This window comes from Dryocola boscaweniae (assembly GCF_025215095.1).
Lineage (GTDB): Bacteria > Pseudomonadota > Gammaproteobacteria > Enterobacterales > Enterobacteriaceae > Dryocola > Dryocola boscaweniae.
Genome location: NZ_JALHAP010000079.1, coordinates 227,084 through 249,449 on the forward strand (window position 1 = coordinate 227,084; position 22,366 = coordinate 249,449).

The window sequence follows — 22,366 nt, forward strand, 5'->3', positions numbered from 1 at the left end:
TTCGCATTTATTGGCGAACCAGGCGGCCAAATGCCGGATGGAAATCGGTGTTGGTGCGCCATGGGTTGATATCCAGCCCGCCACGGCGGGTGTAACGCGCATAAACGCTCAGGGACTGCGGCCCGCAAAAACGCTGAATATCATTAAAAATTCGCTCAACGCACTGCTCGTGGAATTCATTGTGGTGGCGGAACGACACGAGATAACGCAGCAGCTTTTCACGATCAATACGCGAGCCGCGATAGCGAATCTGCACTGAACCCCAGTCCGGCTGATGGGTAATCAGGCAGTTGGATTTGAGAAGATGGCTGACCAGCGTTTCTTCTACGATTTCGCTGCCGGCGGCGCCCTCAAGGTAACCGGCATTGAACTCATAGCTATCGATAACGATGTTTTGCTCATCGATGCATTCGCCGTTGAAAGCGGCAATTTCCTGGCCTTCGAGCTCATGTAAACGGAACAGCACGACGCTGACGTCGCCCTGCGCGCAGGCGCTTAAATCGCGTTTCAATGTTTCCTGTACGGTTTCCCAATCGCTAAAGCGCGTCTGGTTAAAACTGTTCAGATAGAGCTTAAAGCTTTTCGATTCCACCAGGTTAACGCTGTTGGCGTCGAGCTGGACGTGCCCAACGGCAACCTGCGGCAGGCCGTTATCGTTCAGCCAGGAAAGTTCGTAGAGCGTCCAGATATCGCCGCCGTTGAAAGGCAGATTATCTGCCTGCAGGCCCAACGGATCGCGATTGAGGCTGCGCGGCACGGCCTGCAGCAGGGCTGGTTCGTAGGTATCCTGATAAGCGGTTGGCTTACCCAGCGTCAGGCCGCTTAAGGCCTGATGTTGTTCATAAGACATGTGTCACCAATAGAATGCGGGTACAATTGGCCTTTATTGTACCGCAGCCTTATGTGAGTGAGAAATTGATGGATAACGATGTGCGCCAGGCGCTGGAAGCATTCACTGAACGTTTTTGCACGCTTTGGCGTGAGCAAACCGGAGGCTGGCCTGCAAGTGAAGAACTGTATGGCGTACCATCCCCCTGCATTGTCACCACAACCGGCAGCGACGTGCGCTGGCGACCGCAGCCTTTTTCCCTTGAGGCCGATTTAAGCGCCGTAGAACGCGCGATGGATATCTCGCTACAGCCCGCGGCCCATCAGTTTTACACCACGCAGTTCGCAGGCGATATGCCCGCGCGGTCCGGCAGCCTGGATTTAACGCTTCTTCAGGCCTGGAGCGAAGATGATTTTCAGCGCGTTCAGGAAAATTTAATTGGTCATCTGGTCACGCAAAAACGCCTGAAGCTTTCTCCAACCCTTTTTCTTGCAACCACGCAGGACGAAATGGAGGTGGTGTCGCTGTGTAATTTAAGCGGTGAAGTTGTGCTGGAGAAAATCGGTACAAAGCAGCGCAAAACGCTTGCGCCATCGCTGGTCGCGTTCCTGGAATCGCTCAGGCCTCAGGTGATTTAGCGCCGTCGTACGCAATGCGTGTGAGATATCTCTTACAAATGCTGTAAGAGATCGCTAACTTTTTGTCAGGCATTGGCTGACTACGAAAAACACGTTTTGTTATTCCTCAAATAGTTACATCGATACGCGTTGGCTTTCGAATGAAAGTTTATGGCGACTTTCATACCAGGTACCTTGTCAGGGTCCGCCAAATAAGAGATCCTGTGTTCGTCGAAAGGAAGACGGGTAGTGAAGGAGATATCAGGATGATGTCACTTCACGAAGAAGCGGAACGCACCGGGATGGTGTTACAAGGAAGGCTTCAGGAAGAAGCATGGAGCAACTCAGGATGAGTAAGGGACACCTCCAGGACGGAGAATGAGAGCCGAATCAGGAAGAGTGGCGGGTCTGGAAGACTAAAGGATTTCGTATCAGGATGATGCAGGAGACCAGCAGGATGTTGGTTGCAGGACGCATGTACGAAGGATTGTAGGTCAGGAGACCGCAGGACAAAGTTGTCAAGGACGAGCAGGGAGCACCAAAAGTAGCCGGATTAGCTGCGAAACGAACCGGGAGCACTGTTTTATACAGTGCTCCCTTTTTTTATGCATTTTTTTCGCCGCGCCGAAGAAGTGGTATGCTTGGCCGCTTCTTTTGACTGACTTATGAGGTTTTCATGGAACGCCATGCGCTGGTACGCCAGCATTTACACGCGATCGAACAGGTTTTACGCGATCATCAGTTATGGCAAAGCGTTGCCCCGCAACCCGCCGCGTTTGAAAGCACACAGCCGTTTTGTATGGACACGCTGGAGCCGCACGCGTGGCTGCAGTGGGTTTTGATTCCGCGTATGCACGCGCTTATCGACAGCAAACAGCCGCTGCCGACTTCGTTTGCCATTGCGCCCTATTATGAAATGGCGCTGGATGCTGCCCATATCGGGCGTGCACAGTTACTGGCCGCACTTCAGGAGCTGGACGTTTTGTTTACGGACGCAGCCGATTGATGCTTGAAATCATTTATCAGGATGAATGGCTGGTGGCGGTGAATAAACCGTCGGGCTGGCTGGTGCATCGTAGCTGGCTGGACAGACACGAAAATGTCTTCGTGATGCAAACCGTGCGCGATCAAATCGGTCAGCATGTTTTTACCGTTCACCGTCTGGACAGGCCGACTTCCGGCGTACTGCTGATGGCGCTTTCCAGCGAAGTGGCGCATTTATTATCGCAGCAGTTTGAAAATCATCAGATTCATAAGCGTTATCACGCCGTGACACGAGGCTGGCTTGAGGATGAAGCGGTGCTGGATTATCCGCTAACCGAAGAGCTGGATAAAATCGCTGACAAGCATGCAAGCCTTGATAAAGGCCCGCAGCCTGCGGTAACGCATTATCGCGGCATGGCGACGGTTGAAATGCCGGTGTCGGTGGGACGTTACCCAACGGCGCGCTACAGCCTTGTGGAACTGGAACCGCAGACCGGCCGCAAACACCAGTTGCGCCGCCACCTTTCGCATTTGCGTCATCCTATTATCGGCGATTCCAAACATGGAGATTTACGCCAGAATCGCGCCGCCGCTGAACATTTTGGCTGTCAGCGTTTGATGCTGCACGCAAGCCAACTTGAGCTTAGTCATCCGGTTACCGGCGAGCCGCTTACCCTGCGCGCACGGCTGGACGATACCTGGATGCAGATGATGTCACAGTTCGGCTGGCGCGGAATGCTTAGCGATATCGAAAAGGTTGAGTTTGCCGCAGGCAACCGTCAGGATGAAAACCAGGAACCATAATCCAGAGAGAAATCCTATGGCTGAAGTGGGTATTTTTGTTGGCACCATGTATGGAAACTCGCTGCTGGTGGCAGAAGAAGCCGAAGCAATTTTGAAAAAACAGGGTCACAAAGCCACGGTGTTTGAAGACCCCGAGCTGTCAGACTGGCAATATTATCGCCATCACTATGTGCTGGTTGTGACCTCCACCACCGGGCAGGGCGATTTACCCGACAGCATTGTTCCGCTGTTTCAGGCCATAAAAGATGAAGTGGGTTACCAGCCGGAGTTACGCTATGGGCTAATTGCCCTGGGCGACAATAATTACGATCATTTTTGCGGTGGCGGTAAGCAGTTTGATGCCTTACTGCAAGAACAGGGCGCGACACGAATCGGCAACGTGCTGGCTATCGATGCCAACGACCACCCTGAACCTGAAGTTGTAGCCAACCCCTGGATTGAACAGTGGGGCGCTCTGCTGAGTTAGTTTTTCATGCCCTCCGCCCGGAGGGCATTCCTGTGATTTTCCAGGCTTCGTCAAGCGAAGCCCCTCACAAAGCCAGCATTCATCTCTTTTGCCGCACTCCTTCCTGCCTCTTGTTGCAAAAAGCGTGAACCATCCCCCAGCTTTATGGACAGAAGCCAAAAACTGCCCGGATGAGGGGCGACAAACTTGTGTCTTTGCACGATGAGGCCGGCAGGCTCCCTCCATATACTTTCTCTCGGTTAAACAATAAAGCCGCACAAACCAGCGTAATGACTCATTTCGCGAATAAAAAAATACTGTGCGAAAACCAAAGCCCTATTCCCGTTACCCTACAAATGCTGTTCAGTTCAGGAGTGCATCATGAACACAATTAGCCAAACGGCGAGCGCGGTGGAAAAAAGAACCAACGCCCGCTACTGGATAGTGGTGATGCTGTTTATCGTCACTTCATTTAACTATGGCGACCGCGCCACTCTGTCGATTGCCGGTTCCGAAATGGCAAAAGACATTGGTCTTGACCCGATTGGCATGGGATACGTTTTTTCCGCGTTCTCCTGGGCATACGTCATCGGCCAAATCCCGGGCGGCTGGCTGCTTGACCGTTTCGGTTCGAAACGCGTCTATTTCTGGTCCATCTTCATCTGGTCGATGTTTACCCTGCTGCAGGGTTTCGTCGATATCTTTAGCGGTTTTGGCATCATCATCGCGCTGTTTACGCTGCGTTTTCTGGTGGGGTTGGCCGAAGCGCCTTCCTTCCCTGGCAACAGCCGAATCGTAGCGGCCTGGTTCCCGGCGCAAGAGCGCGGCACCGCAGTGGCCATTTTTAACTCTGCGCAATACTTCGCGACCGTTATCTTCGCCCCGATTATGGGCTGGCTGACGCACGAAGTGGGTTGGTCGCACGTATTCTTCTTCATGGGCGGACTGGGCGTCATCATTAGCTTTATCTGGCTGAAGGTTATCCACGAACCGAACAACCATCCGGGTGTGAACAAGAAAGAGCTTGAGTACATCGAAGAGGGCGGCGCGCTGATCAATATGGATCAGAAAAAAGCCAAAGAGCATGTCCCGTTCGCACAGAAATGGGGGCAGATCAAACAGTTGATTGGCTCGCGCATGATGATCGGCATCTATATCGGCCAGTACTGTATTAACGCCTTAACCTATTTCTTTATCACCTGGTTCCCGGTTTATCTGGTGCAGGAAAAAGGCATGTCGATTCTGAAGGCGGGCTTTGTGGCCTCGGTACCGGCGGTTTGCGGATTTATGGGGGGCGTGCTGGGCGGCATTATTTCTGACTGGCTGATGCGCCGCACGGGCTCGCTAAACATTGCGCGTAAAACGCCCATCGTACTGGGGATGTTGCTCTCGGTCAGTATGGTGTTCTGTAACTACGTCCAGGCTGAATGGATGGTCGTGGGCTTTATGGCGATGGCCTTCTTCGGCAAAGGCATTGGCGCATTGGGCTGGGCCGTAATGGCCGACACCGCGCCAAAAGAGATCAGCGGCCTGAGCGGCGGTCTGTTTAACATGTTCGGCAACGTCTCCGGCATCGTGACGCCAATCGCTATTGGCTACATTGTCGGCGTATCCGGTTCGTTTAACGGGGCGCTGATTTACGTAGGGATCCACGCGCTCGTCGCGGTGCTTAGCTACCTGGTTATCGTTGGCGATATCAAACGCGTAGAACTCAAACCCGTCATAACAGGATGATAATGATGAATACTCAAGCAAGCCCAATTGTCACTGATATGAAGGTCATTCCGGTGGCCGGCCATGACAGCATGTTGCTCAATATTGGCGGCGCGCATGGCGCATATTTTACTCGTAATATTGTGGTGCTCACCGATAACGCCGGAAACACCGGCGTTGGTGAGGCGCCCGGCGGAGAAGTCATTTACCAGACGCTGGTCGATGCGATTCCGCAAGTTGTCGGGCAGGAAGTTGCGCGCATGAATCGCGTGGTGCAGAACGTCCACAAAGGCAACCAGTCCGCCGATTTTGATACCTTCGGCAAGGGCGCCTGGACCTTTGAGCTGCGCGTTAACGCGGTGGCGGCGCTGGAAGCGGCGCTTCTGGATTTACTGGGTAAAGCGCTGAACGTGCCGGTCTGCGAGCTGCTTGGCCCGGGCAAGCAGCGCGATGAAGTCACCGTGCTGGGTTATCTGTTTTATATCGGCGATCGCAACAAAACCGATCTGCCTTATCTTGACGGTAAAAACGCCAGGCACGCCTGGTATGAGCTGCGTCATCAGGAGGCGCTAACCAGCCAGTCGATTGTGCGCCTGGCGGAAGCCGCGCAGGACCGCTACGGTTTTAAAGATTTCAAACTCAAAGGCGGCGTGCTGCCGGGCGAGCAAGAGCTGGATGCTGCCCGCGAACTGAAAAAACGCTTCCCGGATGCGCGCATCACCGTAGATCCAAACGGAGCGTGGCTGCTCGACGAAGCCATTGAACTGTGCAAAGGCATGGGCGACGTGCTGACGTATGCGGAAGATCCGTGCGGCGCGGAGCAGGGTTATTCCGGGCGCGAAATAATGTCGGAATTCCGTCGTGCTACCGGTCTGCCTGTCGCGACCAACATGATTGCCACCAACTGGCGTGAAATGAACCATGCTGTGATGGTTAACGCGGTAGATATTCCGCTGGCCGATCCGCATTTCTGGACGCTGAGCGGCGCCGTTCGGGTGGCGCAGATGTGCGATGACTGGGGTCTGACCTGGGGCTGTCATTCAAACAACCATTTTGATATCTCGCTTGCGATGTTTACCCATGTAGGCGCGGCTGCGCCGGGCAAGCCGACCGCCATCGACACGCACTGGATCTGGCAGGAGGGCGATGAGCGGCTGACAAAATCTCCGCTACAAATCGTCAATGGCAAGATAGCCGTTCCGGACGCGCCGGGGCTGGGTGTAGAGCTTGACTGGGATCGGGTGCAGAAGGCGCATGAAATCTATAAGTCCCTGCCCGGTGGCGCGCGTAATGATGCCGCTGCCATGCAATATCTGGTGCCCGGCTGGAAATTCGATCGTAAACGTCCGGCTTTTGGCCGTGGATAAGACATTTTTGGACAAGGAATGAATAATGAGTAGCTCAAATTCGACCCCAGTAGTGGCTTCCATGCAGGTGATCCCTGTGGCCGGTCACGACAGCATGCTGATGAACCTGAGCGGTGCGCACGCGCCATTCTTCACACGTAATATCGTCATCATTAAAGATAATTCCGGGCATACCGGCGTGGGTGAAATTCCGGGCGGAGAGAAAATCCGTCAAACGCTGGAAGACGCCGCAGCGCTGGTAGTGGGAAAAACCCTCGGCGAGTACAAAAATATCCTCAATGACGTGCGCCAGAAATTTGCCGATCGTGACGCCTGCGGCCGTGGTTTGCAGACGTTTGATTTGCGCACCACGATTCACGTCGTTACCGGTATTGAGGCGGCGATGCTTGATCTGCTCGGCCAGCATCTTGGCGTCAACGTCGCAAGCCTGCTGGGCGACGGACAGCAGCGCAGCGAAGTTGAAATGCTGGGGTATCTGTTCTTTGTCGGCAACCGCAAACTTACCCCGCTGCCTTATCAAAGCCAGCCGGACGACAAATGTGACTGGTATCGTATCCGCCACGAAGAAGCGATGACGCCGGACACCGTGGTACGCCTTGCCGAAGCCGCCTATGAAAAATACGGCTTTAATGATTTCAAACTCAAAGGCGGCGTGCTGGCAGGAAGCGAGGAGGCCGAAGCGGTAACCGCGCTGGCAAAACGTTTCCCGCAGGCGCGCGTAACGCTCGATCCAAATGGCGCATGGTCGCTTAACGAAGCAATTAATCTGGGCAAACAGTTGCGCGGCGTGCTGGCATATGCCGAAGACCCATGCGGCGCCGAACAAGGTTACTCGGGTCGTGAAGTGATGGCGGAATTCCGTCGTGCGACGGGTCTGCCAACCGCGACCAATATGATTGCTACCGACTGGCGTCAGATGGGCCATACGCTTTCTCTGCAATCCGTTGACATTCCGCTTGCCGATCCGCACTTCTGGACCATGCAGGGTTCGGTGCGCGTTGCGCAGATGTGCCATGACTTTGGCCTGACCTGGGGTTCTCATTCCAACAACCACTTCGATATTTCGCTTGCCATGTTTACCCACGTGGCCGCCGCCGCACCGGGCAAAGTCACCGCTATCGACACGCACTGGATCTGGCAGGAAGGCAATCAGCGCCTGACCAGACAGCCGTTTGAAATCAAAGGCGGCATGGTGCAGGTGCCAGGCACGCCGGGTCTGGGCGTCGAGCTGGATATGGACGAAGTGATGAAAGCTCACGAGCTTTATCAAAAACACGGGCTTGGCGCACGTGATGACGCTATGGCAATACAGTATCTTATTCCTGAATGGACCTTCGACAATAAACGCCCTTGCATGGTGCGTTAGGTTAGCCACCGGTGCCTGCAGGCACCGGACATCATGACAACTTCCACATCGCGACGGACGGCATATGAAAATTGTAATCGCACCAGATTCCTGGAAAGAGAGCCTCAGCGCTCTGGAGGTAGCGACACAGATAGAAGCGGGTTTCAGGGAAATTTTCCCGGACGCCAGCTATGTAAAACTGCCGGTCGCAGATGGAGGAGAGGGCACCGTGGAAGCAATGGTCGCCGCAACGGAAGGCAGCGTTGTCGAAATTGAGGTGACCGGGCCGCTTGGTAAGCCAGTTAAAGCCTTTTATGGGCTTTCAGGCAGTGGCGAGTGCGCTTTTATTGAAATGGCGGCGGCAAGCGGGCTGGAGCAGGTTCCGGCTGCGGAACGTAACCCACTTATTACTACTTCCTGGGGGACGGGCGAGCTGATTCGACATGCGCTGGACGGCGGCGTTAAGCACATTATTATCGGCATCGGCGGGAGCGCCACGAACGATGGCGGCATCGGCATGGTGCAGGCGCTGGGCGCGAAGCTGCTGGATGAAAAGGGCGAACAGTTGGGCTATGGCGGCGGCGAGCTTAAAAAACTGGCCTCTGTCGATATCAGCGAACTGGATAAACGCCTGCGGAATTGCCGCATTGAAGTGGCCTGCGATGTCACAAATCCTTTAACCGGCGGCGAAGGCGCTTCGGCGATTTTTGGGCCGCAAAAAGGCGCTTCGCCGGAAATGGTGAAACAGTTAGACGATGCGCTTGGGCATTACGCAAAAATCATCGCCCGGGATCTGGATATTGACGTGCTGACGATGGCTGGCGGTGGCGCGGCCGGGGGCATGGGAGCCGCGCTTTACGCTTTTTGCGGCGCAGAGCTACGCCAGGGCATCGAAATCGTTACCGAGGCGCTGAATCTGGATGAGCTGGTGCGCGACGCGGACCTGGTCATCACCGGCGAAGGCCGCATTGATAGCCAGAGCATTCACGGCAAAGTGCCAGTCGGCGTGGCAAAAGTGGCAAAGCGCTACAACAAGCCGGTAATCGGCATTGCGGGCAGCCTTACTGAAGATGTCGGCGTGGTTCACGAGCACGGGCTGGATGCGGTATTCAGCGTGCTGTATACCATTTGCACGCTTGAAGAGGCGCTGAAAAGCGCCGGGAATAATCTGCGCATGGCGGCACGAAATATTGCCGCGACGCTTGCGATTGGACGTTTACTACCTTGAATATTTGAGGTGAACGTATCCCGGTAAGGTTTCACGTAGGGTGGATAAGCGGCCAGTGCCGTCCGCCATTGTTTTGGCGGAGGCGCTGCGCTTATACCTTACGAAATCGCCGACAGTATCTCACGCCACCTGCCGCACGTTATTTTTGCGGTAGGCCGAAGGCGAAACATTGTATTTCTTACCAAAAATACGCGTAAAAGATTGCTGAGAATCGAAGCCGTATCGCTCTGAAATATCTACGATTCTGTCGTTCGTATTCATTAAATCGTCTGCGGCCAGCATCAGCTTTCTGTCTCTGATATAAGTTCCCATGCTTTTCCCGGTGGTGCTGGTAAACATTCGCTGCAGATACCATTTTGAATAGCCGGAATGTTTTGCCACATCCTCAATTCTGAGCGGCTTATCCATGTTGTCTTCAATCCATTCAATCAGGGATTCCATGAAGTGCGCGGGCATGGACATATCTCCTCCTTTTGTCACGAATGTGTCGAACGTTATTCAGTTTTTGCTTCCCACCAGGAGAGGAATTTCTGATGTGGATCGTTCACTTTCACCACCTCCCCCATTTCCGGTGTAAGCAGCGTATAAAGCTTATTTTTGCTGGCCGCGGCAATCCGTTTGTAAGGATCGTACCAGGTGTGATTCGACATAGAGAAACGCCCGGCGTGCCCCGGCAGCATGACTTTCGCATGCAGATCGGCGGCGGCGGCGGCGGTTTCTTCAGGCAGCATATGGATGTTTTGCCACGCCGGGTCGTACTGGCCGTTTTCCAGAATAGCGACATCGACCGGGCCAAATTGCTCGCCAATTTTTTTGAAATGTGGGCCGTAGCCGCTGTCTCCGCTGTAGAAAATTTTCTGGCGCGGGGTGACAAACATAAAACTCGCCCAAAGCGTTTTGTTGGCGGTTAAACCGCGCCCGGAAAAGTGGCGTGCCGGCAGGGCGTGAATAGTCAAATCCTGCGTAACGGCTGCGCTTTCATGCCAGTCCAGTTCATGAATGATTTCCGGGGCAAAACCCCAGGCTTCAAGATGCGAACCAACGCCGAGCGCCGTAACTACCTGCTTCACCTTTGGTTTAAGCGCCATCAGCGTCGGGTAATCCAGATGATCCCAGTGATCGTGAGAAATAATCAGATAATCGATCTCTGGCATATCCTCCATCGACCAGGGATAAGCGCCGGAAAACGCCTTGTTCATAAAGGAGAAGGGAGCGGCGTAACTGCTGAATACGGGATCGATGAGGATTTTATTGCCGTCAAGCTGCATGAACCAGGATGAATGGCCGAGCCAGACAATCTGATCTTCATCGCTTTTCAGCGCCTTTAAATCTGTCTTTATCACCGGCAAAGCGTGTTCGGGTTTGGTTTCACTATGTTTTACGAACAGAAACTCCCACAGCACGGATAAAAAACCTTTGCCGTTGGTATACATCGGCGTTGCGGTTTCGTTATGAAACTTCCCGTCGCGCCAGTTTGGCGAAGCCTTGATTCTTTCAAGACGCTGTCCGTCCGGTAATTTGCCAAACTCAGTCATGGAGAAGAGCCTGGTTAAACCAGCAATACCACCTGCTAACATGATGACCACCAGAATTATGATTTTGACAGATTTGCGACGGGGCTGCGGCAACGTCATAAAGAATGAACTTGTCATTGAGTGAGTGAACACTCATTATAGAAGCCGGCATCTCGCCGTCAATCACATTTTTGTCAGCGGGATTCCGGCAGGATGAAAAATCTCAGAAGCCGCCAGTATGGTTGCTCAGGCGCTGGCTAACATGGTTTAATTTTGGCGAAAATCGCAAGAACTGTGAGGAAATGTGGCTCGTCCAAAAAGTGAAGATAAACGATTAGCCCTTCTCGAAGCGGCAAAAGTCGCGGTGGCTGAATTAGGGCTGGGCGCGGCAACGTCGCTCATTGCCAAAAAGGCCGGGGTCGCTGAGGGAACGCTATTCCGCTATTTCGCCACCAAAGATGAGCTGCTCAACGCGCTCTATTTGCATCTTAAGCTGAGCCTTGGCAAAACGATGATGGAGAATTATCGGCCCGGCTCTTCGGTAAAAGAGCGCGCCCGCGCGGTGTGGAGCGGTTATATTGACTGGGGATTGATCTCTCCTGCCGCCAGCAAAGCGATGCGCCAGTTGGCCGTTTCCGACAAAATCACCGAAGAAACGCTGGCGCAAGCGGCCCAGCTTTATCCGGAGCTGCACGAACTGGCCGAGGCCTGCGTGACGAGCGAATTTTTCTCCTGCGGGCAATCCGCTTTTGCCGATGCCATATTTTTTTCCCTGGCGGAAACGACTATGGAGTTCGCCTCGCGTGAACCAAATGAGGCGGGGAACTACAAAACGGCAGGATTTGAAGTGATGTGGCGGGCGATGACTAAAGGTTAGTTTGCCTTCATGACGGGTGAATAAGCTTGCGTTTATCCACCCGCCATCCGTTAACCCAGCATCTTCTGAGCTTCTCTGGAAACGTTATCCATCTCATCAAGCAGCTCGAGCAGTTCGGGCTCAAGCTCCTGCGGCGGAACACCGTTGCGCATTTCATGCTCAAGGGTCATACACAGATTTTTCAGCCGCGGCACTCCGCTATAGCTACAGCTACCGTGCAGCTTGTGGATGATATCTACAAGCCCCGGGGGGGCCTCGCCCACTAACTGCTCTTCAACCGTATTACGCACTTCCGGCAGGAAGGCGAGCAGCATTTGCAGCATATCCCGCGCCAGGTCGGGTTTGTTTGCAGCCTGCTGCAGGGCAAGCGTCCAGTCGAGCGTCTGGTTTTTATGATCTATTGAAGCGACGGCGTCAGATGGCGCCGCAGGCGCGGCAACGATGCTTCCCGGCTGGTAGCGCGCCAGAAGATTATGCAACTTTTGCTCTTCGATAGGCTTGGCGAGATAGTCGTTCATCCCGGCGCTAAGCAGCTTCTCTTTTTGCCCGGCCATAGCGTGCGCCGTCACGGCAATCACCGGCGTTTGCTGATGGTGCGGAAGCTGGCGAATCAGCTCGCAGGCGCGAATACCATCCATGTCCGGCATCTGGATATCCATTAAAATAATGTCTGGCTGCATCTGTTTGGCGCGATCGATAGCCTGCAGGCCGCTTTCACACAGCACAACGTTCTGGACGTGATCTTCAAGCAGCGCGCCAATCAGCTTCAGGTTCGCTGGGTTGTCGTCAACCGCCATTACCGTCATCGGGAATTTGCCGCTGCCCACGCCTTCAGAAAGCTCGGGTGATTTGCAGAACGCCCTGTCCGCCAGCATCGGCAGCAGGCGCGTTGAGGTTATCGGCTTGAGCAGGCAGGCGAACACTCCCTGCTTTTTAAGCGATTCCGCGCTGACCTGCGCATGACAAGGCAGCGCCAGAATCAGGCAGTCGGTCATGGAAGTCGCCCGCACCAGCTTCGGATTTTCCATGCTCAGCGCGTCGGTAAAGGTAACGGGCACGCCGATGAGCAGAATGTCGTAATGTTCGTCGGGCAGTGTCGTAAACGACGGGCTGTAGATTACGGTTAACGGCGTTTCGGCCAGTAAATTCAGGGTGCTTTGCGCAGCGGCAGCGTTCTGTTCGATGTAGGCGATACGCTTTCCGGCCAGGTTTTCGGTGGAATACCCATCCAGCACGGCATGCGGGTTTAAATCGAGATCGATATGGAACCAGAAGGTCGAACCGCGGTTTGGCTGGCTGTGGAAGGAGATATCGCCCCCCATCTCATTAACCAGTTTTTGCGTGATGACGAGGCCGAGACCGGTTCCGCCGTGGCGGCGCGAAATACTGGCATCCGCCTGGCGAAACGCCTGGAACAGCCGCGATTGTTCGCGTTCAGGGATTCCGATGCCGGTGTCGCGAATCTGCATTTCTATCTGAACTTTGTTATTGCCCTGCGAGCGCTTCTCAACGAGTAAATCAATATTGCCGCTTTCGGTAAATTTAATCGCGTTGCCGACCAGATTAGTGATCACCTGCTGCAGGCGCAGCGGATCGCCAATCACATTATCCGGCACGTCATTTTTGATATTCAGCGTCAGCTCCAGACCTTTATCATGAGCCGAATGCGCCAGCAAAATCACCACTTCATCGAGGGTGCTGCGCAGCGGGAAGGGGATGCTTTCCAGGGTAAGTTTGCCCGCTTCGAGCTTTGAGAAGTCCAGAACGTCGTTGATGATCGCCAGCAAATTATTCGCCGAGCGCTCAATGGTGTGCAGATGATCGCGCTGGGTTTGATTGAGATCCGTTTTTAAGGTCAGGCGCGTGAAGCCAATCACGCCGTTGAGCGGAGTACGCAGCTCGTGAGACATATTGGCCAGGAATTCAGATTTGATACGCGCGGCTTCCTGGGCGCGTTTTTTCGCTAAATCCAGCTCAACGTTCTGGATTTCCATCTGCTCCAGCGTTTCGCGCAAATCGAACGTGGCCTGATCGACATTATGCTGCATCTCTTCGTGGTAGGCGGTGAGCGACATCGCCATCGAGTTAATGCCGTTTTTCAGCATATCCAGCTCGCCCAGCATAAAGCCTTCAACGCGGCTATCAAGCTGCCCGCGACGAATGCGATCCACGGTATTGACCATATTGCGAATCGGGCTTGTGACATCGCGCATCAATCGGTAAGCAAACAGCATCGCAATGCCTACGCAGAACAGCATCATCATCGTCGAGATAAAAATTTCCCGATACTGCTGCAGGCGCACGGATTTGAGATCCAGCTCCATCGCGACATAGCCGAGCGTATTGCCGGCGGGCTTAGCATCGGTGATTTCTGATTCATCTGGCGAATAGCTTTCGGAAATGATCGGCGTGCGCAGAATAATTATGTCGCCTTTGCGCGTCACATTTAAACTTTTAGGGGGCTTCTGCCCGTCAGGCAACTGCAACACCGAAGGACTGAGCTGGAAATTCGACGTGACAAAAAGCTTATTGTTTTCATCAAAAATAGAGATGGCTCGCACAATATCCGAGTGTCGGCGGTGCAGGACGCTGACAAGCTGACGAATGGACTCGCGGCTATGGAAGCTCATGCCGTATTCGCTTGAAACCGCAAGCGGCTCAATGATGCTGGCGCCGGCATCCTCCAACTGGCGCTGTAAGTCGTTGTAACGATGGACAACGAAAAAGGTGCTGAGCAGCAAACCGATCATAAGCGTCGGAGCCAGAATCAGGATCATCATGCGTGCCCGCAGGCTGTAGTTGGTCATGGGGTTCCGATATGGGACAATTAAAGCAACAGTTAATATTTGAGAGCACATCTCCACTCATGGCGCAATTCTACTCTGCAAAGCGACGGGTTACGACTCGTCAAATCATAACCGTGACGGTTAACGACCTTGATCCGTTCGGCCAGGGCGTGGCTCGTCATAACGGAAAAGCGCTATTTATCGCGGGCGCACTGCCCGGCGAGCAGGCCGAAGTTACTGTCACTGAGGATAAACGCAATTTTGCGCAGGCGGTGGTGAAACGGCGTTTAAGCGACAGCTCTGAACGCGTGGCTCCTCGCTGCAGGCATTTTGGCGTTTGCGGCGGCTGCCAGCAGCAGCATGCAAGCGTCGAGCTGCAACAGCAGGCAAAATCTCGTGCTTTGGCGCGAATGATGGGAACGCGAGACGCTCCGCGCGAGGTCGACGAAATTATTGCCGACAACCCATGGGGCTATCGCCGCCGTGCGAGGCTGAGCCTGAATTTTCATCTTAAATCGCAAACGTTGCAGATGGGTTTTCGCAAAGCGAGCGACAAAGAGCTGGTAAATATTCATCAGTGCCCTGTTTTAGCGCCCCAACTTGAAGCGCTTCTGGAACCTTTGCGTCAATGCTTGTCTGAATTAAAAGCCGTTCGTCGCTTAGGGCATGTGGAGCTGGTGCTTGCGGACAGCGGCCCGCTGATGGTGCTGCGCCATCTCAGCCCGCTTGAAAATGGCGATCGACAAAAACTGGAACAGTTTTCGCAAACAACTGGCGTTGCGCTGTTTCTTGCGCCGGACAGTGAAACGCTGGAAGCGCCCGGCAATGTAGCACCCTGGTATCATTCAGACGGGCTACGCTTAAGCTTTAGCCCGCGTGATTTCATCCAGGTAAATGACGCGGTGAATCAGCAAATGGTCGCCCGCGCTATCGACTGGCTCGACATACAGCCGACAGACCGGGTGCTGGATTTGTTTTGTGGAATGGGAAACTTTACGTTGCCGCTGGCAAAACGCGCAGCAAGCGTGGTCGGCGTCGAAGGCGTTGCTGCGCTGGTGGCGAAAGGTGAATATAATGCCCGTCATAATTCGCTGAAAAATGTCACATTCTTTCATGAGAATCTGGAAGAGGATGTCACACGTCACCCCTGGGCGGCGCTGGGATTTGATAAAATCTTACTCGATCCGGCACGAGCAGGGGCGCCCGGCGTGATGCAGCATGTCATTAATCTTGCGCCGCAGCGTGTGGTCTATGTTTCATGTAATCCCACCACGCTTGCGCGTGACAGCGAGGCGTTATTAAGCGCGGGTTACCAAATTCGGCGGCTGGCAATGCTCGATATGTTTCCCCACACTGGGCACCTGGAGTCAATGGCGCTCTTTGAGCGTATTTAAGCGATTAACAGGCCTGGCGGCCTGATGCGAGTACCCGACAGGAGAGGACAATGGTTGCGGTAAGAAGTGCACATCTCAATAAAGCTGGCGAATTCGCGCCCGATAAGTGGATTGAAAGCCTCGGGATTATCAACCAGCAGTCGTGTGAGCGCTTAGCCGAAACCTGGCGTTATTGCGAACAGCAGACCAAAGGCCATCCGAACGCGGAGCTGCTGCTGTGGCGCGGCGTCGAGATGGTAGAGATCCTCTCCATGCTCAGTATGGACAATGACACGCTCAGGGCGGCATTGTTGTTCCCGCTTGCCGATGCGGGCGTGGTCAGCGAAGAGGTAATGCGAGAGAGCATTGATAGCCAGGTCGTTACGCTGATCCACGGCGTGCGCGATATGGCTGCCATCCGTCAGTTGAAAGCCGCCCATACCGATTCCGTCTCAGCCGAACAGGTGGATAACGTCCGTCGCATGCTGCTTGCGATGGTGGATGATTTCCGCTGCGTGGTTATTAAGCTTGCCGAACGTATCGCCCATCTGCGCGAGGTTAAAGACGCGCCGGAAGACGAACGCGTACTCGCCGCAAAAGAATGTACCAATATCTACGCGCCGCTCGCCAACCGTCTTGGCATCGGGCAACTGAAGTGGGAGCTGGAAGATTATTGCTTCCGCTATCTGCACCCGGCGGAATATAAACGCATCGCTAAACTGCTGCACGAGCGCCGCATTGACCGTGAACACTATATCGACGAGTTCGTTGGATCGCTGCGCAAATCGATGAAAGAAGAGGGCGTGAAAGCCGAAGTTTATGGCCGCCCGAAACACATCTACAGCATCTGGCGCAAGATGCAGAAAAAATCTCTCGCCTTCGACGAACTGTTCGATGTGCGCGCCGTGCGTATCGTGGCGGAACGCCTGCAGGATTGCTATGCCGCGCTGGGCATCGTACATACCCATTTTCGTCATTTGCCGGACGAGTTCGACGACTACGTCGCCAACCCGAAACCCAACGGCTACCAGTCAATCCACACGGTTGTGCTGGGGCCGAACGGTAAAACCATTGAAATTCAGATCCGTACTAAGCAGATGCATGAGGAGTCGGAGCTGGGCGTCGCCGCCCACTGGAAATATAAAGAGGGCAATGCGCGTAGCGGCAGTACGGGTCACGAAGACCGTATCGCCTGGCTGCGTAAGCTGATTGCCTGGCAGGAAGAGATGGCGGATTCCGGCGAAATGCTCGACGAGTTACGCAGCCAGGTCTTTGACGACCGCGTGTATGTCTTTACGCCGAAAGGCGATGTGGTGGATTTACCTGCGGGCTCCACGCCGCTCGACTTTGCCTATCATATTCACAGCGACGTCGGGCACCGCTGCATTGGCGCGAAGATTGGCGGGCGTATCGTGCCGTTTACCTATCAGTTGCAGATGGGCGATCAGATTGAAATCATCACCCAGAAGCAGCCGAACCCAAGCCGCGACTGGCTGAACCCGAACCTCGGCTATGTCACCACCAGCCGCGGACGCGCCAAAATTCACAACTGGTTCCGTAAACAAGACCGCGATAAAAACATCCTCGCGGGGCGCCAGATTCTGGATGATGAAATTGAACGCCTGGGCGTCAGCCTGAAAGAGGCGGAAAAATACCTGCTCCCACGGTATAACTTCAATGAAATCGATGAGTTACTGGCGGCTATTGGTGGAGGCGATATTCGTCTTAACCAGATGAGTAACTTCCTGCAGGCGCAGTTTAACAAACCGACCGCCGCCGAGCAGGACGAGCAGGCGCTGCGCCAGCTAAAACAGAAAACCTACGCTCCGCAATCGCGCAGCAAAGACAATGGCCGCGTGGTGGTTGAAGGCGTAGGGAATCTGATGCATCACATTGCGCGCTGCTGCCAGCCGATTCCGGGGGATGAAATCATTGGTTTTATTACTCAGGGCCGTGGGATCTCCATTCACCGCGCGGATTGCGATCAGCTTGCCGAGCTGCAATCCCACGCGCCAGAACGCATCGTCGATGCCGTATGGGGCGAAAGCTACTCCAGCGGCTACTCGCTGGTGGTGCGGGTGACGGCAAACGATCGCAGCGGACTGCTGCGTGATATCACTACTATTCTGGCGAATGAGAAGGTCAACGTGCTGGGCGTGGCGAGTCGCAGCGATACCAAACAGCAGTTGGCCACCATCGATATGAACATCGAAATCTACAATCTTCAGGTGCTGGGCCGCGTGCTTGGCAAACTAAATCAGGTGCCGGATATTATCGATGCGAAACGTCTGCACGGCTGATTTTTACGGCTGTGCCCTTGTAGGTCGGATAAGCGCGAGCGCCATCCGACATTATCTGGTGGATGGCGCTTCGCTTATCCACCCTACGCAAAATGTATAGGATCGACATTGAACCAAATTACCCGCCTGCTGGGCATTATGAAGCGCCTGCGCGATCCTGAGAACGGTTGCCCGTGGGACCGCGAGCAAACCTTCGCCACCATCGCGCCATATACGCTTGAAGAAACCTACGAGGTGCTCGACGCCATTAACCGCGAAGACTTCGACGACCTGCGCGGCGAACTGGGCGATCTGCTGTTTCAGGTCGTATTTTACGCGCAGATGGCGCAGGAGGAAGATCGGTTCAACTTTGACGATATCTGTTCGGCCATCAGCGACAAGCTGGAGCGCCGTCACCCGCATATTTTCGCTGATGGAGAAGCCGGCACCAGCAAGGAAGTACTGGCGAAGTGGGAGCAAATCAAAACCGCTGAACGCGCTGAGAAAGCTCAGCATTCCGCGCTTGATGATATTCCCGAAGCGCTGCCCGCTTTAATGCGCGCGCATAAAATTCAGAAGCGCTGCTCGTCCGTCGGCTTTGACTGGGATTCTCTCGGTCCGGTGCTGGACAAAGTGCATGAAGAAATTGACGAGGTGATGCACGAGGCTCAGCAGGTCGTCGTTGATGAAGCGAAGCTGGAAGAAGAAGTGGGGGATTTACTCTTCGCCACGGTAAATCTGGCGCGTCATTTAGGCACTAAAGCTGAAGTCGCGTTACAAAAAGCTAACCGCAAATTCGAACGGCGTTTCCGCGAAGTAGAGCGCATCATTGCCGCACAGGGGCTGGAAATGACCCAGGCAACGCTCGATCAGATGGAAAATGCCTGGCAACAGGTTAAACGCCAGGAAACTGAAATCTAACGCGTTTTTGCGATCAAGCGCGATTTATGACAATTTCAATTTAACAAGCGCTTGATTTGCGTCAAAAACATTTCTATCAGACCCGCTATTTTCTCAGGCCTGACAAAGCGCGAGGTCAGGCTGGCGGGTGAAGAATGAAAGTTTGTGGCGCCCATACTGTTCGGGTATACTGCTTTCCCGTCCTGGTTATTCCATCGTCTTTAAACCTAACTTCTCAGGTTCAGCATGACAACGAACTATATTTTTGTGACCGGCGGGGTCGTTTCCTCTCTGGGTAAAGGCATTGCCGCAGCCTCCCTCGCAGCTATTCTCGAAGCCCGTGGCCTCAACGTATCCATCATGAAACTCGATCCGTATATCAACGTCGATCCGGGTACCATGAGCCCTATTCAACATGGGGAAGTGTTCGTTACCGAAGACGGCGCTGAAACCGATCTGGATTTGGGTCACTACGAGCGTTTCATTCGTAACAAAATGACGCGTCGTAACAACTTCACCACGGGGCGTATCTACTCCGAAGTTCTGCGTAAAGAACGTCGTGGCGACTATTTGGGCGCCACCGTGCAGGTTATCCCGCACATCACTAACGCTATTAAAGAACGCATCCTTGAAGGCGGCGAAGGTTATGATGTCGTGCTGGTTGAAATCGGCGGCACCGTAGGCGATATCGAATCCCTGCCGTTCCTCGAAGCGATTCGCCAGATGGCGGTTGAAGTGGGCCGTGAGCACACGCTGTATATGCACCTGACCCTGGTGCCGTACATGGCCGCAGCCGGTGAAGTGAAAACTAAACCAACCCAACACTCCGTTAAAGAACTGCTTTCCATCGGTATTCAGCCGGATGTGCTGATTTGCCGCTCCGACCGCGTGGTGCCTGCAAACGAACGTGCAAAAATTGCATTGTTCTGCAACGTCCCGGAGAAAGCGGTTATTTCTCTGAAAGACGTCGATTCCATCTATAAAATTCCAGGCCTGTTGAAATCACAGGGGTTGGACGATTATATTTGTAAACGATTCAGCTTAACCGTTCCTGAAGCCAATCTGGCTGAATGGGAACAGGTAATCTACGAAGAAGCGAATCCAACGGGCGAAGTCACGATTGGCATGGTCGGCAAGTACATTGAACTGCCGGACGCCTATAAATCTGTGATTGAAGCGCTAAAACACGGTGGCCTGAAAAATCGTCTGACCGTCAACATCAAGCTGATTGATTCGCAGGATGTTGAAACGCGTGGCGAAGAGCTGCTCAAAGGTCTGGACGCGATCCTGATCCCAGGCGGCTTCGGTTACCGTGGCGTGGAAGGCAAAATTGCCACTGCGCGCTATGCTCGTGAAAACAATATTCCGTATCTGGGTATCTGCCTGGGGATGCAGGTTGCGCTGATCGAATTCGCGCGTAACGTTGCGGGTATGGCCAACGCCAACTCCACGGAATTTGTGCCAGACTGTAAATACCCGGTGGTCGCCTTAATCACCGAGTGGCGTGACGAAGAAGGTAACGTTGAAGTCCGTACTGAAAAAAGCGATCTGGGTGGCACCATGCGTCTTGGTGGCCAACAGTGTCAACTGACCGACGATACCCTGGTGCGCCAGATGTACGGCGAGCCGACTATCGTTGAGCGTCATCGTCACCGCTATGAAGTCAACAACATGTTGTTGAAGCAGATTGAAGCAGCGGGTCTGAAAGTTGCAGGCCGCTCCGGTGATGATCAACTGGTGGAAATCATCGAGGTGCCAAATCACCCATGGTTTGTCGCCTGCCAGTTCCACCCGGAATTTACTTCTACCCCGCGTGATGGGCATCCGCTGTTTGCAGGCTTTGTGAAGGCTGCAGGCGAATACCAGAAGCGTCAGGCGAAGTAAGCAGAGTTAGAACGGCAACGCGCGACATTTCGCGCGTTGTTTGTCTGGAGTTTTAGTTTAACGTTGTGACTTGAGGAAAACCTATATGTCCAAAATTGTGAAAGTCATCGGTCGTGAAATCATCGACTCCCGTGGTAACCCGACTGTTGAAGCCGAAGTTCATCTGGAAGGCGGTTTCGTAGGTATGGCTGCGGCACCATCAGGCGCTTCTACTGGTTCCCGCGAAGCGCTGGAACTGCGCGATGGCGACAAGTCTCGTTACATGGGTAAAGGCGTAACTAAAGCCGTTGCCGCTGTTAACGGCCCAATCGCTCAGGCGGTAATGGGTAAAGATGCGAAAGACCAGGCTAACATCGACAAGATCATGATCGATCTTGACGGTACTGAAAACAAATCTAACTTCGGTGCTAACGCCATCCTGGCTGTTTCTCTGGCTGCTGCTAAAGCTGCTGCTGCCTCTAAAGGCCTGCCGCTGTACGCACACATCGCTGAGCTGAACGGCACTCCGGGCAAATACTCCATGCCTCTGCCTATGATGAACATCATCAACGGCGGCGAGCACGCTGATAACAACGTTGATATTCAAGAGTTCATGATTCAACCAGTTGGCGCGAAAACCCTGAAAGAAGCGATCCGTATCGGTTCTGAAGTGTTCCACAACCTGGCCAAAGTTCTGAAATCTAAAGGCATGAGCACGGCTGTTGGCGACGAAGGCGGCTACGCGCCTAACCTGGGTTCCAACGCAGAAGCGCTGGCTGTTATCGCTGAAGCGGTTAAAGCCGCAGGCTACGAGCTGGGTAAAGACGTTACTCTGGCTATGGACTGCGCGGCATCTGAATTCTACAAAGACGGTAAATACGTTCTGGCCGGCGAAGGCAACAAAGCTTTCACCTCTGAAGAATTCACCCACTTCCTGGAAGACCTGACCAAACAGTACCCAATCGTTTCTATCGAAGACGGTCTGGATGAATCTGACTGGGCTGGCTTCAAATACCAGACCGAAGTGCTGGGCGACAAACTGCAACTGGTTGGTGATGACCTGTTCGTAACCAACACCAAGATCCTGAAAGAAGGTATCGAAAAAGGCATCGCTAACTCCATTCTGATCAAATTCAACCAGATCGGTTCTCTGACCGAAACTCTGGCTGCGATCAAAATGGCGAAAGACGCGGGCTACACTGCGGTTATCTCTCACCGTTCTGGCGAAACTGAAGACGCTACCATCGCTGACCTGGCTGTTGGTACCGCTGCAGGCCAGATCAAAACGGGTTCTATGAGCCGTTCTGACCGTGTTGCTAAATACAACCAGTTGATTCGTATCGAAGAAGCGCTGGGTGATGCAGCACCGTTCAACGGTCTGAAAGAAGTTAAAGGTCAGTAATTTCTTACTGCCGCTTTAGGTTCTGATAAAAACCCGCGCA

General features: G+C 53.8%; 18 protein-coding genes. 14 read left to right on the forward strand and 4 right to left on the reverse strand.

Going from position 1 to position 22,366, the window contains the following annotated elements:
* Window positions 1-7: 7 nt before the first annotated feature.
* Window positions 8-850 (reverse strand): NADPH-dependent 7-cyano-7-deazaguanine reductase QueF, encoded by an 843-nt coding sequence (gene queF / locus MUA00_RS13525; protein ID WP_271123555.1) that lies wholly within the window; start codon window positions 848-850, stop codon window positions 8-10.
* 68 nt (window positions 851-918) lie between these two features.
* On the opposite strand from queF, the gene syd reads away from it, so the two are divergent.
* The 8 genes from syd to MUA00_RS13565 all read left to right on the forward strand — a co-directional run bounded on the left by syd (window position 919) and on the right by MUA00_RS13565 (window position 9,332).
* Window positions 919-1,467 carry a SecY-interacting protein gene (gene syd / locus MUA00_RS13530; protein WP_271123645.1) on the forward strand — a complete coding sequence of 183 codons (549 nt, stop codon included), beginning with the start codon at window positions 919-921 and terminating at the stop codon, window positions 1,465-1,467.
* A 655-nt stretch (window positions 1,468-2,122) separates the two neighbouring features.
* A complete protein-coding gene (locus MUA00_RS13535; protein ID WP_271123556.1) occupies window positions 2,123-2,452 on the forward strand; it encodes a YqcC family protein in 330 nt (109 codons plus the stop codon).
* Window positions 2,452-3,234 (forward strand): tRNA pseudouridine(65) synthase TruC, encoded by a 783-nt coding sequence (truC, locus tag MUA00_RS13540; protein WP_271123557.1) that lies wholly within the window; start codon window positions 2,452-2,454, stop codon window positions 3,232-3,234. Before MUA00_RS13535 ends, truC begins: the two co-directional genes overlap by 1 nt.
* Before the next feature lie 16 nt (window positions 3,235-3,250).
* Entirely contained in the window at window positions 3,251-3,700 is a 450-nt protein-coding gene (locus MUA00_RS13545; protein ID WP_271123558.1) for a flavodoxin, read from the forward strand.
* Between the two features lie 360 nt (window positions 3,701-4,060).
* Window positions 4,061-5,413: an MFS transporter gene (locus MUA00_RS13550; protein ID WP_271123559.1), complete on the forward strand. Its 1,353-nt coding sequence runs from the start codon at window positions 4,061-4,063 to the stop codon at window positions 5,411-5,413.
* Between the two features lie 5 nt (window positions 5,414-5,418).
* Entirely contained in the window at window positions 5,419-6,759 is a 1,341-nt protein-coding gene (locus MUA00_RS13555; protein WP_271123646.1) for an enolase C-terminal domain-like protein, read from the forward strand.
* A 25-nt stretch (window positions 6,760-6,784) separates the two neighbouring features.
* Window positions 6,785-8,125, forward strand: a complete 1,341-nt coding sequence (gene gudD / locus MUA00_RS13560) for a glucarate dehydratase (protein ID WP_271123560.1) — start codon at window positions 6,785-6,787, stop codon at window positions 8,123-8,125.
* A gap of 64 nt (window positions 8,126-8,189) precedes the next feature.
* Window positions 8,190-9,332, forward strand: coding sequence for a glycerate kinase (locus tag MUA00_RS13565; protein ID WP_271123561.1), 1,143 nt, complete (start codon window positions 8,190-8,192; stop codon window positions 9,330-9,332).
* A gap of 120 nt (window positions 9,333-9,452) precedes the next feature.
* Here MUA00_RS13565 and MUA00_RS13570 read toward each other — a convergent pair whose 3' ends face one another.
* Together MUA00_RS13570 and MUA00_RS13575 are read right to left on the reverse strand one after the other, a co-directional pair.
* Window positions 9,453-9,794, reverse strand: coding sequence for a helix-turn-helix domain-containing protein (locus MUA00_RS13570; RefSeq protein ID WP_271123562.1), 342 nt, complete (start codon window positions 9,792-9,794; stop codon window positions 9,453-9,455).
* Between the two features lie 32 nt (window positions 9,795-9,826).
* Complete coding sequence (locus MUA00_RS13575; RefSeq protein WP_408639713.1) at window positions 9,827-10,966, reverse strand: MBL fold metallo-hydrolase; 1,140 nt, start codon at window positions 10,964-10,966, stop codon at window positions 9,827-9,829.
* 184 nt (window positions 10,967-11,150) lie between these two features.
* Between MUA00_RS13575 and MUA00_RS13580 the strand changes: the two genes are divergently transcribed.
* Window positions 11,151-11,723, forward strand: coding sequence for a TetR/AcrR family transcriptional regulator (locus MUA00_RS13580; RefSeq protein WP_271123564.1), 573 nt, complete (start codon window positions 11,151-11,153; stop codon window positions 11,721-11,723).
* Between the two features lie 50 nt (window positions 11,724-11,773).
* Here the strand turns inward: MUA00_RS13580 and barA are convergent, their stop codons facing one another.
* Window positions 11,774-14,530, reverse strand: coding sequence for a two-component sensor histidine kinase BarA (gene barA, locus MUA00_RS13585; RefSeq protein WP_271123565.1), 2,757 nt, complete (start codon window positions 14,528-14,530; stop codon window positions 11,774-11,776).
* A gap of 59 nt (window positions 14,531-14,589) precedes the next feature.
* Here barA and rlmD point away from each other — a divergent pair, with 59 nt between their 5' ends.
* The 5 genes from rlmD (at window position 14,590) to eno (ending at window position 22,326) form a co-directional block, all read left to right on the forward strand.
* A complete protein-coding gene (gene rlmD / locus MUA00_RS13590; RefSeq protein ID WP_271123566.1) occupies window positions 14,590-15,903 on the forward strand; it encodes a 23S rRNA (uracil(1939)-C(5))-methyltransferase RlmD in 1,314 nt (437 codons plus the stop codon).
* A 50-nt stretch (window positions 15,904-15,953) separates the two neighbouring features.
* The gene (relA, locus tag MUA00_RS13595) at window positions 15,954-18,182 is read left to right on the forward strand and encodes a GTP diphosphokinase (RefSeq protein WP_271123567.1); all 2,229 of its coding nucleotides are present in this window, start codon (window positions 15,954-15,956) and stop codon (window positions 18,180-18,182) included.
* A 108-nt stretch (window positions 18,183-18,290) separates the two neighbouring features.
* Complete coding sequence (gene mazG, locus MUA00_RS13600; protein ID WP_271123568.1) at window positions 18,291-19,082, forward strand: nucleoside triphosphate pyrophosphohydrolase; 792 nt, start codon at window positions 18,291-18,293, stop codon at window positions 19,080-19,082.
* 225 nt (window positions 19,083-19,307) lie between these two features.
* Window positions 19,308-20,945: a glutamine hydrolyzing CTP synthase gene (gene pyrG, locus MUA00_RS13605; protein WP_271123569.1), complete on the forward strand. Its 1,638-nt coding sequence runs from the start codon at window positions 19,308-19,310 to the stop codon at window positions 20,943-20,945.
* An 85-nt stretch (window positions 20,946-21,030) separates the two neighbouring features.
* Window positions 21,031-22,326 carry a phosphopyruvate hydratase gene (gene eno / locus MUA00_RS13610; protein WP_271123570.1) on the forward strand — a complete coding sequence of 432 codons (1,296 nt, stop codon included), beginning with the start codon at window positions 21,031-21,033 and terminating at the stop codon, window positions 22,324-22,326.
* The last annotated feature ends 40 nt before the right edge of the window (window positions 22,327-22,366 follow it).

Bases quoted from the DNA above. Each gene is read 5' to 3' on its own strand.
- gudD (WP_271123560.1), top strand. From the start codon at position 6,785: ATGAGTAGCTCAAATTCGACCCCAGTAGTGGCTTCCATGCAGGTGATC.
- MUA00_RS13565 (WP_271123561.1), top strand. From the start codon at position 8,190: ATGAAAATTGTAATCGCACCAGATTCCTGGAAAGAGAGCCTCAGCGCT.
- pyrG (WP_271123569.1), top strand. From the start codon at position 19,308: ATGACAACGAACTATATTTTTGTGACCGGCGGGGTCGTTTCCTCTCTG.
- barA (WP_271123565.1), bottom strand. From the start codon at position 14,530: ATGACCAACTACAGCCTGCGGGCACGCATGATGATCCTGATTCTGGCT.
- MUA00_RS13555 (WP_271123646.1), top strand. From the start codon at position 5,419: ATGAATACTCAAGCAAGCCCAATTGTCACTGATATGAAGGTCATTCCG.
- MUA00_RS13535 (WP_271123556.1), top strand. From the start codon at position 2,123: ATGGAACGCCATGCGCTGGTACGCCAGCATTTACACGCGATCGAACAG.
- truC (WP_271123557.1), top strand. From the start codon at position 2,452: ATGCTTGAAATCATTTATCAGGATGAATGGCTGGTGGCGGTGAATAAA.
- queF (WP_271123555.1), bottom strand. From the start codon at position 850: ATGTCTTATGAACAACATCAGGCCTTAAGCGGCCTGACGCTGGGTAAG.
- MUA00_RS13575 (WP_408639713.1), bottom strand. From the start codon at position 10,966: ATGACGTTGCCGCAGCCCCGTCGCAAATCTGTCAAAATCATAATTCTG.
- rlmD (WP_271123566.1), top strand. From the start codon at position 14,590: ATGGCGCAATTCTACTCTGCAAAGCGACGGGTTACGACTCGTCAAATC.
- eno (WP_271123570.1), top strand. From the start codon at position 21,031: ATGTCCAAAATTGTGAAAGTCATCGGTCGTGAAATCATCGACTCCCGT.
- syd (WP_271123645.1), top strand. From the start codon at position 919: ATGGATAACGATGTGCGCCAGGCGCTGGAAGCATTCACTGAACGTTTT.
- relA (WP_271123567.1), top strand. From the start codon at position 15,954: ATGGTTGCGGTAAGAAGTGCACATCTCAATAAAGCTGGCGAATTCGCG.
- MUA00_RS13545 (WP_271123558.1), top strand. From the start codon at position 3,251: ATGGCTGAAGTGGGTATTTTTGTTGGCACCATGTATGGAAACTCGCTG.
- MUA00_RS13550 (WP_271123559.1), top strand. From the start codon at position 4,061: ATGAACACAATTAGCCAAACGGCGAGCGCGGTGGAAAAAAGAACCAAC.
- MUA00_RS13570 (WP_271123562.1), bottom strand. From the start codon at position 9,794: ATGTCCATGCCCGCGCACTTCATGGAATCCCTGATTGAATGGATTGAA.